Raw genomic sequence first — 14,765 nt, 5'->3', positions numbered from 1 at the left:
AGTTTGTCGTGACCAGCCATTCCACCACCTGTACTGCCTTCGAAGGACATCGCCGCATCGCTTCGGGCGCGCGGCCCGCCGTCGCGCTCGCCGTGAAAGACGTGCTCGCACGCGGCGAACAGGCGCCCGTTCTCGTTTTCGACGATGCCACCGCGAGCCCGGTCGAGTTCGATTTGCGCGGCAGCGCGGAAGAAATCGTCGCGCGCTTGAGCGACGCCGACGCAGGCGCCGATGCAGGCGCGGAATCCGCCGGCGATCCCAACCACGCCGCCGCCGCCGCCGAAGCCAACGCGCCGCGTGGCCGCGGGCGGCCGAAGCTTGGCGTCGTCGCGAGGGAAGTGACGTTGTTGCCGCGTCATTGGGACTGGCTGAACGCTCGGCCGGGCGGCGCGTCGGTCGCGCTGCGCAAACTCGTTGAGGCCGCGCGCGCGGCCGGCGAGCATCACGATCGCCAGCGTGCGGCGCAGGAAGCGGTGTATCGCTTCATGACGGCATTGGCCGGCAACCTGCCAGATTACGAGGACGCCACCCGCGCGCTTTACGCGGGCGATCAGCCGCGCTTCGAGGAGAAAATCGCGCGCTGGCCCGACGACGTGCGCGCCTACACGCTGCGGCTCGCGGGCAACGCGTTCGCAACGCAAGCGTGAATCCGCAACAACCGGACGCATCGCGATCGTATCGAACAGGCGAAAAAAAACCGCTCACACCAGTGAGTTTGAGCGGCGAAGTCGGAGAGTTACAACAACATCGCTTGCGTTCATGATCAACGCAGCCGGCGAAGTTTAGGAGACGAGTGTGCGCTCTCCTATCGGACAAGTCCCAAACGCGTTCTCACGCAGTGCCCGTGCGCGGCATTCTCTGCATCATCCGGTCCTGCTTATTCCCACCATTTATCGCTTCAGGCCCGCGCGGCCGCGCCGTAAAAGCGGTGTGAGCGCCGCTGCGTTCCGGCGATGCCGCCCGGACGCGGCGGCGCGCGTTCCGCCATGACTTGTGAAGGATGTCCAGATGAAGTGGTTTGACCGCATGACCGTGTTCAGGAAGCTGCTGTTGGCATTTGCCGTGGTGATCGGTTTTTGCGTCGTGATCGGCGGCATGTCGTTGCGCACGCTGTCGTCGATGCATGACATTACCGATGTCATCTGCAACAAACATATGAACGGCCTTTACTGGCTCGAAGAAGCGAACCGTCACAAGATCGATGCCGATCTGGCCGCGGCGAATCTCGGCTTCGCCTCCGACGACGCCGGTCGTCAGAAGCTGAAGGACAACATCGCGGCGTCGCTCAAGCAGATGCACGAGGGCTACGACCAGTATCACGCGACCATCGCGACCCGCCACGGCCAGCAAATGTTCGACGAAGTGCTGAAAAAGTCGGTCGCGTGGGAAAGCATCGTGCATCAGCAGATCGGTCTCGAACCGATTCCCGCGGGCATCGACAACAACGAACTGGTGCGCCGCGCGATCGCGGCCAGCGAGGCGTTGCGCGACAGCATTACCGCGCTGATCGACTATCGCCGTCAGCAGGCGAACGAAGCGCAGTCGCAAGCCGGCAGCGACTATCAGCACATGCGCGTCGTGATGCTCGCGCTGATACTGGCCGCGCTCGTCGCGGGCGGCGTGCTTGCCGCGATCATCGCGCGGCGGCTGTCGCGCCAGCTCGGCGGCGAGCCGGATTACGCGATGCAGATCGCCAACCGTATCGCCGACGGCGACCTGAGCGTGCGCGTGCAGACGCGCTCCGGCGATACGCAGAGCATGCTGTTCGCACTGCGCAACATGCGCGAGCGGCTCGCGGGCATCGTGTCGGGTATCAGCGAATCGAGCGAATCGATTCTGATGGCGTCGGGCGAAATCGCGCAGGGCAACACGGACCTGTCGCAGCGCACCGAGGAGCAGGCGGCGGCCTTGCAGGAAACCGCGTCGAGCATGCAGCAACTCACGTCGACGGTGAAGCAGAACGCCGAAAACGCGCAGCAGGCGGGCGGCGTCGCGCACGGCGCGCAGGAAGTGGCGGCGCGCGGCAGCAACCTCGTCGACGACGTCGTGGAAACCATGCGCGAACTCGCGGCCGGCTCGAAGCGCATGACCGACATCATCGCGGTGATCGAAGGCATCGCGTTCCAGACCAACATTCTGGCGCTCAATGCAGCGGTCGAGGCGGCGCGCGCGGGCGAAGAGGGACGCGGCTTCGCGGTCGTCGCGGGTGAAGTGCGCTCGCTCGCGCAACGCAGCGCGGTGTCGGCGAAAGAGATCAAGGAGCTGATCGAAAGCTCGACGGCGCGCGTGGGCAGCGGTGCGGAACTCGCCGAGCGCGCCGGACAGACCATGGCCGAAGTCACGCACGCGGTCAGGCGCATGACGGAGCTGATGGGTGAAATTTCGTCGGCGTCGCACGAACAAAGCACGGGCATCGAAGGCGTGAACCGCGCCGTCGCGCAAATGGACGACGTGACCCAGCAGAATGCCGCGCTCGTCGAGCAGGCCGCGGCGGCGGCTTCATCCATGGCGGATCAGGCAAGGCAGTTGCAGGCGGCCGTCAGCGTGTTCTCGCTCGACGCAAAGCGCGGCTAGAACCGCCGTGTTGTTCGCGCTTGCCACGCCCCATGGCACTCCGTACACTCGCGCGTAATTCCCCGGACGGCGCTTCGTTGCGCGCCGTCGTCCAGACATCCCGCCGAAGAGGAGAACCCCCGCGATGGCCGATTCCTATTTTCCCCGCTGGCGTCAGCAGCCGGCCGCCGTCGAAGGGCGCATCGTCGGCACGGACGAACGCCTCGCGTGGCCGCAAATGCTCGCGATGGGCGTTCAGCACGTCGTCGCCATGTTCGGCTCCACGGTGCTCGCGCCGTTGCTGATGGGCTTCGATCCGAATCTCTGCATTTTCATGTCGGGAATCGGCACGCTGTTGTTCTTCGTGCTGGTCGGCGGCCGCGTGCCGAGCTATCTGGGATCGAGCTTCGCGTTCATCGGCCTCGTGATCGCGGTCACGGGCTACGGTGGCCACGGTCCGAATATGAACATTCCGGTCGCGCTCGGCGGCATTATTGCGTGCGGCGTGGTGTACGCGATCATCGGGCTGATCGTGTCGGCGGTCGGCACGCGCTGGATCGAATCGCTGATGCCGCCTGTCGTGACCGGCGCGATTGTCTGCGTGATCGGTTTGAATCTCGCGCCGATCGCGGTGCACGGCGTGAGCGGCAGCAACTTCGATTCGTGGATGGCGCTCGTCACCGTGCTGTGCGTCGGCGCGGTCGCGGTGTTCGCGCACGGCATGCTGCAACGCCTGCTGATTCTGGTCGGTCTGCTGATGGCGTATGCGATCTACGCGATCGTGACGAACGGCCTCGGCATGGGCAAACCGATCGACTTCTCGATCGTGGCGAACGCGGCCTGGTTCGGCATGCCGCACTTCATGGCGCCGGTGTTCAACGCGCAGGCCATGACGCTGCTCGCGCCGATCGCGGTGATTCTCGTCGCTGAAAACCTCGGCCACATCAAGGCCGTGAGCGCGATGACCGGGCAGAACCTCGACCGCTACATCGGCCGCGCATTTCTCGGCGACGGCCTCGCCACCATCGTCTCGGGCTTCGCGGGCGGCACCGGTGTGACGACCTACGCGGAGAACATCGGCGTGATGGCCGTGACGAAAATCTACTCGACGCTCGTGTTCGTCATTGCCGCCCTGATCGCGCTCCTGCTCGGTTTTTCGCCGAAGTTCGGCGCGGTGATCCAGACGATTCCGGGCCCGGTGCTGGGCGGCGTCTCGATTGTCGTGTTCGGCTTGATCGCGGTGACGGGCGCGCGCATCTGGGTCGTCAACAAGGTCGATTTCTCCGACAACCGCAATCTGATCGTGGCCGCCGTCACGCTCGTGCTCGGCGCGGGTGACTTCTCGCTGAAGCTCGGCGGTTTCGGGCTCGGCGGCATCGGCACCGCGACTTTCGGCGCGATCATTCTTTACGCGCTGCTCGGCAGCCGACGGGCGCGAGGCCCGGTGGCCTGACTCTTTGACGGCTGACGGCGGGGCAAAGAAGGCCAGCGCGATTTCCCGCGGTTCTTGGCGGCGCGGATAACGGTGACGCTTTTGACGCGCCGAATCTGGCGCCATCAAGCGCAGCGCTTCAGCAAGGCCTGCCAGACCGCCGCCGCGTTCGCCTGCCTCCTCATGCACATCCAAGGTGCGCGTGCCGCACTCGCATGGCGCACGCGCCGTGTCGCCGGTGCAATCCCTCACGCGAGCGACATCCGCCCATGCGCGCCATGTGCGCGAGCGTGCGCATGGAGCTTGCTTAAGCGATACCGACAGCGCACATTTTGAAGTCATGGCGCCGTGGCCGTTCGCATCCGCGTTCGGACCGGCCCGGCTCGCGCGCGAGAGGATTGCATGACGATTGCGCAACAGGAAAGGACGGCCGCCGCGCCGCACGGCTTCGACGTCGAAGTGACGTCGGGCCTCGAACGTTTCTCGGTGCAACATGGCGAGTTGACGCTGACGAGCGTGTTTCAACCCATCTTCAGCCTGTCGCATATGCGCGCCGTGGGCTACGAGGGTTTGCTGCGCGCCCACGACATGCTCGACCGGCCGGTTTCGCCGCTCGACGTATTCGGCGAGGCCGCGCGCGTCGGCGACGCATTGCAGCTCGACCGGCTCGCGCAGACGCTGCATCTTGAAAACTTCAAGGTGCTCGGCGCGGAGCGCGAGTGGCTGTTTCTGAACGTGCATCCCGGCGCGCTCACCGATCCGTATCTGTCTGCCGCCTTGCTCGCCACGCTGAAGCGGCTGGATTTGCCGCCGCGGCGCATCGTGCTCGAAGTGCTCGAACAGCGCGCGGACGATCTCGAACGCCTCGCGGACGCCGTGCGCCAATTCCGCGAGCGCGGCTTTCTGATTGCGCTCGACGACTTCGGCGCGGGGCATTCCAACGTCGAGCGGATCTGGCAGTTGAATCCCGACATCGTGAAGCTCGACCGCATCATGCTGTCGCACGCCGCGCATCGCGCCGACATGGCGACGATCCTGCCCGGCCTCGTCGCGATGCTGCACGAAGCGGGCAAGCTCGTGCTGATCGAAGGCGTGGAAACGGAGCACGAAGCGCAAATGGCGCTTGCCTGCAACGCCGACTTCGTACAAGGCTTTTTCTTCGGACGGCCGAATCCGGGCGCGGCGGACGCGACTCACGCGGCGGCATGCATCGGCGAATTGACCGAGCGCTATCGCGACCAGGCCGAAGCGCGCGAGCGCCGCAACGCGAGCCGCCTCGCGCGCTATCTGCGCGCGTTCGAGCGCGCGGCCGAACGGCTGGTGGCCGGCGAGCCGCTCGAAGAAGTGTGCTGGAATTTTCTCGCGCTCGATCACGCCGCGCGCTGCTTCCTGCTCGACGCGAAAGGCCGCCAGGCGGGCCGCAACGTCGTGCTGCGCGCGGACCGCGCGGCGCATGAAACGCGCTTCTTGCCGCTCGCCGATGCGCAAGGCGCGAACTGGCTGCGTCGTCCGTATTTTCGCGACGCGATCAACTCGCCCGAGCGCGTGCATGTGACGCGCCCCTATCTGTCCATCAACGAAGCGCTGCCGTGCGTGACGTTGTCGGTGGCGACGCGCGTGGGCAACGAGACGTGCGTGCTGTGCGGCGACATCGACTGGATAGAGGACGAGCGCTTCTGAGATCATGTCGTTTTCCACGACACTTATTGCGCTCATGTCCGTTCTGCTCGAAGTCATTGCCACTACGGTTGCCGACGCGCGGCTCGCCGCGCATGCGGGCGCCGATCGTCTCGAACTCGTCACCGCGATGGGCGAGGGCGGACTGACGCCGAGCATCGGTTTGATCGAAGCCGTGGTCGAGGCTGTCAGTATTCCTGCCAATGTGATCGTGCGGCCGCACAGCCGCTCTTTCGTCTATCACGCCGACGACTTCGCCGTCATGCTGCGCGACGTGCGCGCGGTGAAAGCGGCGGGCGCGAACGGCGTGGTGATCGGCATGCTGAACGACGCGGGCGAGATCGAGCGCGACCAACTCGCGCGCGCCATCGACGCGGCGGAAGGCCTCGACATCACCTTCCATCGCGCGTTCGACGAAACTCTCGATCAGCAAAAAGCGCTAGACGTGCTGCTCGGTTTCGATGCGGTGACGAATGTGCTGACGTCGGGCGCCAAGGCGTCGGTGCTCGACGCGGAGCCGAGAATTCGCGAGCTTGTGCGGCAAGCGTCGGGCTCGCGTTGCACGGTGCTGGCGGGCGCGGGTTTGACGGTTGATGCCGTGGCCGGCCTCGTGAGCAGAACGCAAGTCGAGGCGGTGCATTTCGGTTCCGGCGTGCGCGTGGACGGCAACGGGCTCGCATCCGTCGATGCGGAAAAGGTCGCGCGAGTGAAGGCATGGCTGAACGGCGTCACGCCGCGTGACTGAAACTGAAAGGCCAAAAAAAAAAGCCGCTTCGCGATTCACTCACGAAGCGGCTTTTTCATTCACGCTTGTTACTCGCGCATCGAAGTGCATCCGATGCGCATTCGCCGCGTGCTACCCGTTACTTCGCGACCACCACCGGAATCCCGCGCAACTGTCCCGCGCCTTTCATGTCCTCCAGCGATTTTCTCACCGACGCACCCGTCACCGCTTCGATCTGCAAGCGAGCCGCGAGATCGCGCTCGCCGCGCTTCACGCCCGCCAGATTCGCGAGCTTCACATGACCGTAGCCGCGCACACGCGCATGCAGATCGGCGAGCTTCGCGACGTCTTCGAGATTGCTTGCGTTGAGTTTCGCGAGTGCGCGCATCAACGTGGCGTCGTAGTCGTCCGCGAGTTCGCGTTCCATCTTGCGTTCGAGCGTGCGGCCAAACGGATCGAGCATCGTGCCGCGCAAGCTGCGCACTTTCGCCAATACGCCGAGCACCGGCCACATCCATTGACCGAAGGTTTTCTTCTTCGGATTCATGCCGCCTTGCGCATGCGTGAGCGTAGGCGGCGCGAGGTTGAACTTGATGCCGAAGTCCTTGCCCGCCACGCCTTCGAATTGCGCTTCGAGTGCTTCGCGGAACGCGGCATCGGTATGAAGACGCGCAACTTCGTATTCGTCCTTCACCGCGAGCAGACGATAGAACGTGGTGGCCACGGCGCGCGTCACGCGTTCGCTCGTTGCATCGACCGATGTTTCCGCGCGGCGCGCCGCATCGACGAGCGCGCGATAGCGCTTCACATAACTCGCGCCGCCGTAGATGTGCAGACGGCCTTCGCGATGCGCGATCAGGTCGTCGAGCGTATCGACGCGCACCGTTTGCTTCACCGCATGCCGCGCCTGCCACAACGATTCGAGCGAAGCCGGATCTTCCGCCGCGAGGCGGCCGATGGAAAACGCGAGCTGGTTCATCTGCACGGCGACATTGTTCAGTTCGATCGCGCGCATCAACGCGCCGAACGAGACGGGCACGAGGCCCAATTGCCAGGCATAACCGAGCATCAGAATATTCGCGCCAATCGTATCGCCGAGAAACCGCGTGGCGAGCGCCTGAGCGTCGCACGTGGACAGGCGCTCGGCGCCTGCCGCGTGACGCATCTTGTCGATCAGGGCGTCGGCGTGCAGCGTCGCGTCCGGATTCGTGACGAAGGTCGCGTTCGGAATGGCGTGCGTATTCACGACGATGCGCGTGCGGCCATGACGCACCGTTTGCAAGGCATCCGCGCTTGCGCCGACCACCATGTCGCACGCGAGCAGCACATCGGCCTGTTGTGTGTCGATGCGAACCTGGTTGAGCCACTCGTCGCGTGCGGCGAAGCGCACGAACGACAGCACCGAGCCGCCCTTTTGCGCGAAGCCCATGAAGTCGAGCACCGACGCGCTCTTGCCTTCCAGATGCGCGGCCATGCTGATCAATGCGCCGACCGTCACGACGCCCGTGCCGCCGACGCCCGTCACCAGAATGTCGTACGGCGCGGCGTCGAGATGCGTGGCGGGAAGCCGCAACGCGTTGACGCGCTCAGCCAGCGCTTGCGGATCGAAGGCGACGCCCGCGGCTTTCTTCAGCTTGCCGCCTTCGACGGTCACGAAGCTCGGGCAGAAGCCGTTCACGCACGAGTAGTCCTTGTTGCACGACGATTGATCGATGCGGCGCTTGCGTCCCAAGGCCGTTTCCACCGGTTCCACGGATAGGCAATTCGACTGCACGCCGCAATCGCCGCAGCCTTCGCAGACTTCTTCGTTGATAAAGAGGCGCTTGTCGGGATCGGGAAATTCGCCCTTCTTGCGGCGACGCCGCTTTTCGGCGGCGCAGGTCTGGTCGTAGATCAGCACGGTCACGCCGTCGGTGTCGCGCAATTCGCGCTGCACAGTGTCCAGTTCGCTGCGGTGATGAAATGTCGTGCCCTTCGGAAACTGATCGTGATGGCCGTCATATTTCTCGGGTTCGTCGCTGACCACGACGAAGCGCGACACGCCTTCGGCTTCCACCTGGCGCGCGATCTGCGGCACGGAGATGCTGCCGTCCACCGGCTGGCCGCCCGTCATCGCGACTGCATCGTTATAGAGAATCTTGTACGTGATGGTGGCTTTCGCCGCGACCGCCTGGCGAATCGCGAGAATGCCGGAGTGAAAGTAGGTGCCGTCGCCGAGATTCTGGAACACGTGACGCGTTTTCGTGAACATCGAATGCGAGGCCCAGTCCACGCCTTCGCCGCCCATCTGGATCAAGCCGGTCGTGTCGCGCTCCATCCACGAAGCCATGAAGTGACAGCCGATGCCCGCTTGCGCGATCGAGCCTTCAGGCACTTTCGTCGATGTGTTGTGCGGACAGCCGGAGCAGAAATACGGCGTGCGCTTTACGCTGTCCGCCGCATTCGAGAGAATCTGCGGCGCGACGAGATCGACCACGCGTTCGCGCCGATCGAGCGCGGGCTTGTGCTTCGCGAGCCAGTTCGCGAACACCGGCAGAATGCGCGAGGGCCGTAATTCGCCGAGCGACGACAGCAGCAGCGTGCCGTCTTCGGCGTGCTTGCCGATCACCTTGGGACGCGCGCCTTGCGTGCGGTTGTAGAGATAGTCCTTGATCTGCTGTTCGATGACCGGGCCTTTCTCCTCGATCACCAGCACTTCGGAGAGACCGGAAACGAAGGCGTCGATACGCGTCATTTCGAGCGGAAACGACAGGCCGACTTTGTAGATCCGCACGCCTGCGGCTTCGAGATCGGCGACCGTCAGATCGAGTCGGCGCAGCGTTTCCATCAAGTCCAGATGCGCCTTGCCGCATGTCACGATACCCACGTTCGCATGCGGACTCGGCGCGATCCATTTGTCGATGCTGTTCACGCGCGCGAAGTGGCGCACGGCGTCGAGCTTCGCGTGCATGCGCGATTCGATCGTGAGGCTCGGCAGATCGGGCCAGCGGTTATGCAAGCCGCCCGCCGGGGTTTCGAAATCCTGCGGCACGGTCCATTCGGTTCGCAGCGCGTCGAGATCGACGGTCGAGCCCGACTCGACTGTTTCGGAGATCGCCTTGTAGCCGACCCACGCGCCCGAGAAGCGCGAGAGCGCCCAGCCGTACAAGCCGAATTCGAGCATGTCCGCAATGTTCGACGGATTCACGACCGGCATGTGCCAGGCCATCATCGCGAAGTCGCTTTGATGCGGCATCGACGACGACACGCAGCCATGATCGTCACCCGCGACCACCAGCACGCCGCCGTGCGCCGACGAGCCGTACGCGTTGCCGTGCTTGAGCGCATCGCCGGCGCGGTCCACGCCGGGGCCTTTGCCGTACCACATCGCGAACACGCCTTCGACGGTGCGCTCCGGGTCCGCTTCCACGCGCTGCGTGCCGAGCACGGCGGTGCCGCCGAGTTCTTCGTTGATCGCGGGCAGGAAGCGAATATCGCTCGCGGCGAGCAGTTTCTTCGCCTTCCACAATTGCTGATCGACCATGCCGAGCGGTGAGCCGCGATAGCCGCTGATGAAACCCGCCGTGTTCATGCCGCGCGCTTTATCCAACGCGCGCTGCATCAGCGAAAGACGCACGAGCGCCTGCGTGCCGGTCAGGAAGATCCGGCCGCGCGTGGCGGTGAGATTGTCCGATAGCTTGTAGTCGGCGAGAGCGGGCGTGCCGTCGATGGGCAGGCGAGCAGTCATGGGCGAGTCTCCGTGGAGGATGTCTGTTATTGCATCCGCGCGCGTGGTGGGGACCACAAAGGTGCCGCAGCGAAAGAGCCTCTATTTTTTAGCGCCGAACAGAGTGAAATTTTTTTACTTCGTGGGCGAGTGCGCGAAGGTGCGAGAGGAGCGGCGCGTTTTCCGGCGCTTTTGAGGAGGATATGCCACGCGAAGCGCGTGTTCGGGTATGCCCTGGGGCAATTGAGGGGGTTAGAGACAGAGGCGCCGACATGCGGGTTGCATGCCGGCGCCGTGACCGCTATGCGGTGTCATACGCTGTCGGCTTTTTTAGAAAGCGGACAGGGACATCGCATTAGACGGGATTGTTGAGGTTCGCGTAGAAGTAGCCATCGGGGCCGTAGAAGCCGTAGTACTTGCGCACGTCCTCCGAGTAAGGCGCAATGGCGACGTATCCCGGCGGCGGCTGGAAGCCCGACGGTTGCGGCTGCGGCTGCGGTTGCGGCTGAGGCTGAGGCTGCGGCTGCGGCTGGGGTTGCGGGTCCACCGGCGGCACGTAGCCGCCGTTGTTGCCGCCACCATTGCCCGCAACGCGGATCTCGGCCGAGACGGGCGCGGAAATCGTGCCGCCGACGTTCGAGAGCGAACCGGCCGTGCCCGACACCATCGACTTCGACGTGATCGCGCCGTTGTCGTTCGTCAACTTCCCGCTGACGTTGAAAAGCGCTTCGCGTTGTGCGTCGATCGTGCCGTGCGAATTGTCGAGCGAGGCAGAGTGAACGTTGATCGCGCCCGCCGACTTCATGCGGCCGTCTGCGTTCAGCACGTTTTGCGCGCCGATGTCGAGCATCTGGCCGGCGTTGATGGCCGCGCCCTGATTGTTCAGCGTGCCGCCGCCGAGGTTCAGCGTGTTCTGCGCGCTCAGCGTGCCGTTAACGTTCGAAAGCGTGTCCATGGCGTTGATGCGCGCGTCGCCGCCGGAACTCAGCGTGCCGGAATTATCGACGCGATTCGCGTTGATATTCAGCAACCGCTCCGCGCTGACAGTCACGCCCTGGTTGACGATGTCGCCGCCTTGCAGCGTAACGGTGCCGCCCTTTACGCTGCCGCCGGACAGAACGACTCGATTGCTGGCCAGAGCCGCTTCCATTGCCGCGCTGACGGTGCCGGTGTTGGTCAGCGACTGGTCCGCGGACAGGCTTACCCCGTTGCCGGCAATCTTGCCGCTGTTCGAGAATGTGCCGCGCGTCGTCACGCCGATGCGGTCCGCGTTAAGCGAGCCCTGATTGCCGAGCGTCAGCCCCGCGCCTGCGTCAATGCTGTTCGTCGCCGTAATCGAGCCCAGGTTCGCGACATTGCCGCCGCCAACCTGCACAGACTGGCCGGTCATTTTGCCGCTCGCCTGGTTAAGGAGCGTGCTGGACCCGCTGACGTTCACCGTGCCGTTGGACGCGAACGTGCCCTTGTTGTCGACGCGGCTTGCGTTGACGCTAAGCAACCGGTCGGCGTTCACCGTCACGCCCTGGTTAGTTACCGTGCCGCCTTGCAGCGTCACGGTGCTGCCGTTCAGCGTGCCGCCTGACAGCGTTAGTTGCTCGCTGGCCAGCGTTGCATCGGCTTTGGCTTCCATGCGGCCGGTATTCACCAACGACTGGTCGCCGCCGAGGCGCACGCCGGTCCCGCTCACGTCGCCGCTGTTAGACAGCGCGCCGCGCGCGGTTGCGATGATGGCGTCAGCTGTCAGCGTGCCGCGGTTGGTCAGCGCTTGTGTTGCCGATACGTTCAGCGTGCGGGTGCCTGCGATGGCGCCGTCGTTGGTCACGCTTGCGCCGTTGATGCCAACGTCTGCGCCGTTCATGCGGCCGGGTGCGCTCACGGTCACGTCGCCGTTCGCCGAGACGTTCAGGCTGCCGGTCAGCGAGTTCAGCACGCCGTTGTCCCGTACGCCGACGCCTGCTTCGGTGCCGACCAGACGCACTGCGCCGTCGCCGTACATGCTGCCGAGCGACTGCACGTCGATGGCGACCTGCGGCGCGTTGCCGATACCTGCCTGAGCTGCAGCGGACTTCGACGTATAGTCGACGCGGTTTGCGCCCGCAATTGCGTCGATCGTCTTGCCTTGCACCTTGCCGTTGATGGTGATCGCACGGGCGATCAGATCGACTGCGCTTGTCGAGCCGTTCAGGCCGCTGCCGTCGACGGCGATCACGCCCTGCTTCACGTCGATCGTGTCCAGCGAGCCGTCGGTCTTCAGCGTCGGCGTGCCGGTCGCGAGCGTGACGCGCGGCGCGTTCAGGAAACCGCAGCCCGAGCACGTGATGCCGGCCGGATTGGCGACCACGAGATTCGCGCCCTTGCCGGCGACTTCGGTGGTGCCGAGCAGTTGCGTCGGCGACGCCGACGTGACCTGCATGAGGATCACGCTCGCGTTTTTCTGCCCGAGAGCCGCGTTGGCCTGTACGGCGCCGCCAATTTGCGTCTGCACTGCCTGCGTGGCGTTGTTGATAACGACGCCAGCGGTGCCGACGTTATATTGCGTGAAGCGGTTGCTCGATACGCCCGCCGAATTCGGCGCGACGATGTTGATGACCTGAGTGCCGTTTCCCGACGCGCCGATTGTGGGGCGCGAGGTGGCGCTGGTGTCGACCGCGATGGGCAAGGTGGCTTGCGCGCTCGCAACGATCGGCTGCATGCCGAATGCACACAGTGCGGCGAAGGCGCTTGCTCGCGCGGCGAACCATAGGGGCCGGTTGTTGCCGTCAACGGCGTGAGGGTGTTTGTTCTGCATTGATTTACCTCTGTTCAACAAAGTACAACTAACGAATGATGAGATGCGTTCAGATCAATGTGCTGATCTGAACGAGCAAAGTGGGTGAGCGGCTCGGAAATGCCTTCGGCTTATAGAGCGGCCAGCCGACCGACACGTCGTAATTGACGGCGGCCGACACGCTGTTCTTGGCAATCAGGCTGCCCCTTGCGCCCGCCACCATTCCCACGAGGGTGTTGCCCGCCAGGTAGCGCGCCGTCGGCCCATGTACGCGTCCGGCGTCGAGCCCCGCGTATAAGGCTTGCACGCCGTAGGACGTCGGCGCGTACCAGTCGAGTTCATTGGATACGGTCCAGCCGCTTTCCGCTGCGAGCGTCGCTTCCTGGTCGAAGCCGCGCACGGCGTAGCGTGTACCGATCGTAAAGTAGTCGGGCGCGGTCACTCGCGTGCGGGCGTTCTGGCTGTACCAGGCAAACTGGTACGAGAAGTTGCGCTCGCCGATGCGCAACGGCGACAGTACGGTGAGTGACGTGCTCACGAGTTGCTCGCGACCGTTGAATGCGCTGTCCCCGAGTGCATAGCCCGGCTGGCGCGAAATGCCCGGCAGCGTATCGCGCCAGCCGAGCGACGCGTCCACCTGCACGCGCCCGAAATAGCGGCGGTGCGACGCGCCGAGTTCGTAGCCGTACACGTCGCGATCCTGCACGTCGATCCACGTGTTGTTCACGTAATGATGATTCAGCGCGCGATAGAAGCGCGCGCGCAGCTCGGTGCGCGATTTCGCGTCCCGCTGCACGACGCCTGACAGCTTGATCCCAGCGCCCTTTTGCTCGCCAGTGAACTGCGCAGTGCCGGACGTTAATGCCTGCGTCTGCAGGTAGCTCGCGCGGTACGCGTCGAGTGTCAGCATTGCATAGCCGAAGGGGACGCTGTACGAAGCCGACGCCTGATTAGCGCCTTTCCCCGGCGCGGCGTAGTTCGCGTTGGTCAGGCCGGACACCTGCAACTGGTCGTACTGGAAAAAGGGCGAGTCGAAGGCCAGCGCGCCGAAGAGTTCGTTCTTGCCGGTCGCACGCTGGCCGGCGTTGTCGTAGCCGGCCATCGCACGCCAGCGTTTTCCGGTGCCGGCGTACAGCACGAGATCGGACTCGCCCGTCACGGCGCCCGGTGCGATGTCAAAGCGGGCGTCGGCCTGCGAGGGCAGTCTGCGAATGTTTTCGAGCGCCTGATCGACCGCGCGCTGACTCAATACCGCGCCTTCCGCGGATGGCAACGCGCGCGCGAGATCGCCGATCGCCTCACCTTGGGTGCGAATCGCGCCAATGCGGCCAGGCACGACGTCTAGCTCCAGCGTGCCGGACGCAAGCGACTGTTCCGGCACGGTGACACGCGTCGTCACATAGCCAGCGTTGATCAGCGCATTCGCAACGCTGTCCTGCACGATTTTGAGCGCCTCCGTACCGGCGCACTGACCGACGACGGGCTCGACCAGCCGATCCACCGCGCGAAACGGGTTGTTGTTGATGTGTACCTTGCGGATTTCGAAGCACGGCGACTGGGCCGGCAGATGCGCGAGATCTCCGCTTACCGCGCGCGGCGCGTCGTGGTCGAGCGCATCTCCGAGCGCGCCGTTCGTGAAATTCGCGTCGATGCGCTGCTGCTGCGCGCGTTGCGTGTCGTTGCCAGGCAGGACGTTGATGAGCGACGCGTTGCTCTGTGCGAGCGACGGCAGACTGTACAACGCAAAAGAAGCGGCGGCGAGGGCGGTCTTGCTGTGGTGCTGCATGGCGTCAAAATCAGGCAACGAAGCGACGCAGCATAGACAGTAGGGATATAGAAATCTAGTGGAAGGATTTCGAAATATTCAAGTAGGCCTAAGATTTTTCGACTCTTCACAGAAGCGCTA

The 14,765-nt window shown here is 64.5% G+C and carries 8 protein-coding genes; 5 read left to right on the top strand and 3 right to left on the bottom strand.

Annotated features, from left to right (window positions below; genetic code table 11):
* Positions 1–8: 8 nt before the first annotated feature.
* From VOM14_RS24845 to VOM14_RS24825, 5 genes are all read left to right on the top strand, one after another.
* Entirely contained in the window at positions 9–647 is a 639-nt protein-coding gene (locus tag VOM14_RS24845; protein ID WP_327631416.1) for a DUF2239 family protein, read from the top strand.
* 361 nt (positions 648–1,008) lie between these two features.
* Positions 1,009–2,574 carry a methyl-accepting chemotaxis protein gene (locus tag VOM14_RS24840; RefSeq protein ID WP_327631415.1) on the top strand — a complete coding sequence of 522 codons (1,566 nt, stop codon included), beginning with the start codon at positions 1,009–1,011 and terminating at the stop codon, positions 2,572–2,574.
* Positions 2,575–2,698: 124 nt separating this feature from the next.
* Complete coding sequence (locus VOM14_RS24835) at positions 2,699–4,006, top strand: solute carrier family 23 protein (RefSeq protein ID WP_327631414.1); 1,308 nt, start codon at positions 2,699–2,701, stop codon at positions 4,004–4,006.
* A 381-nt stretch (positions 4,007–4,387) separates the two neighbouring features.
* Entirely contained in the window at positions 4,388–5,665 is a 1,278-nt protein-coding gene (locus tag VOM14_RS24830; protein WP_327631413.1) for a sensor domain-containing phosphodiesterase, read from the top strand.
* Between the two features lie 34 nt (positions 5,666–5,699).
* Positions 5,700–6,407, top strand: coding sequence for a copper homeostasis protein CutC (locus VOM14_RS24825; RefSeq protein WP_327631524.1), 708 nt, complete (start codon positions 5,700–5,702; stop codon positions 6,405–6,407).
* Between the two features lie 118 nt (positions 6,408–6,525).
* Here the strand turns inward: VOM14_RS24825 and VOM14_RS24820 are convergent, their stop codons facing one another.
* The 3 genes from VOM14_RS24820 to VOM14_RS24810 all read right to left on the bottom strand — a co-directional run bounded on the left by VOM14_RS24820 (position 6,526) and on the right by VOM14_RS24810 (position 14,645).
* Complete coding sequence (locus VOM14_RS24820) at positions 6,526–10,113, bottom strand: indolepyruvate ferredoxin oxidoreductase family protein (protein ID WP_327631412.1); 3,588 nt, start codon at positions 10,111–10,113, stop codon at positions 6,526–6,528.
* Positions 10,114–10,447: 334 nt separating this feature from the next.
* Complete coding sequence (locus VOM14_RS24815; protein WP_327631411.1) at positions 10,448–12,880, bottom strand: two-partner secretion domain-containing protein; 2,433 nt, start codon at positions 12,878–12,880, stop codon at positions 10,448–10,450.
* A gap of 49 nt (positions 12,881–12,929) precedes the next feature.
* The gene (locus VOM14_RS24810) at positions 12,930–14,645 is read right to left on the bottom strand and encodes a ShlB/FhaC/HecB family hemolysin secretion/activation protein (protein ID WP_327631410.1); all 1,716 of its coding nucleotides are present in this window, start codon (positions 14,643–14,645) and stop codon (positions 12,930–12,932) included.
* Between the last annotated feature and the right edge of the window lie 120 nt (positions 14,646–14,765).

It is taken from the genome of Paraburkholderia sp. MPAMCS5, assembly GCF_036016995.1.
Taxonomy (GTDB): Bacteria; Pseudomonadota; Gammaproteobacteria; order Burkholderiales; family Burkholderiaceae; genus Paraburkholderia.
This window is presented reverse-complemented; position numbering and strand designations above follow the sequence as displayed.

Coding starts and splice junctions, on each gene's coding strand:
- VOM14_RS24820 (WP_327631412.1), bottom strand. CDS start 10,113: ATGACTGCTCGCCTGCCCATCGACGGCACGCCCGCTCTCGCCGACTAC.
- VOM14_RS24825 (WP_327631524.1), top strand. CDS start 5,700: ATGTCCGTTCTGCTCGAAGTCATTGCCACTACGGTTGCCGACGCGCGG.
- VOM14_RS24840 (WP_327631415.1), top strand. CDS start 1,009: ATGAAGTGGTTTGACCGCATGACCGTGTTCAGGAAGCTGCTGTTGGCA.
- VOM14_RS24835 (WP_327631414.1), top strand. CDS start 2,699: ATGGCCGATTCCTATTTTCCCCGCTGGCGTCAGCAGCCGGCCGCCGTC.
- VOM14_RS24815 (WP_327631411.1), bottom strand. CDS start 12,880: ATGCAGAACAAACACCCTCACGCCGTTGACGGCAACAACCGGCCCCTA.
- VOM14_RS24810 (WP_327631410.1), bottom strand. CDS start 14,645: ATGCAGCACCACAGCAAGACCGCCCTCGCCGCCGCTTCTTTTGCGTTG.
- VOM14_RS24830 (WP_327631413.1), top strand. CDS start 4,388: ATGACGATTGCGCAACAGGAAAGGACGGCCGCCGCGCCGCACGGCTTC.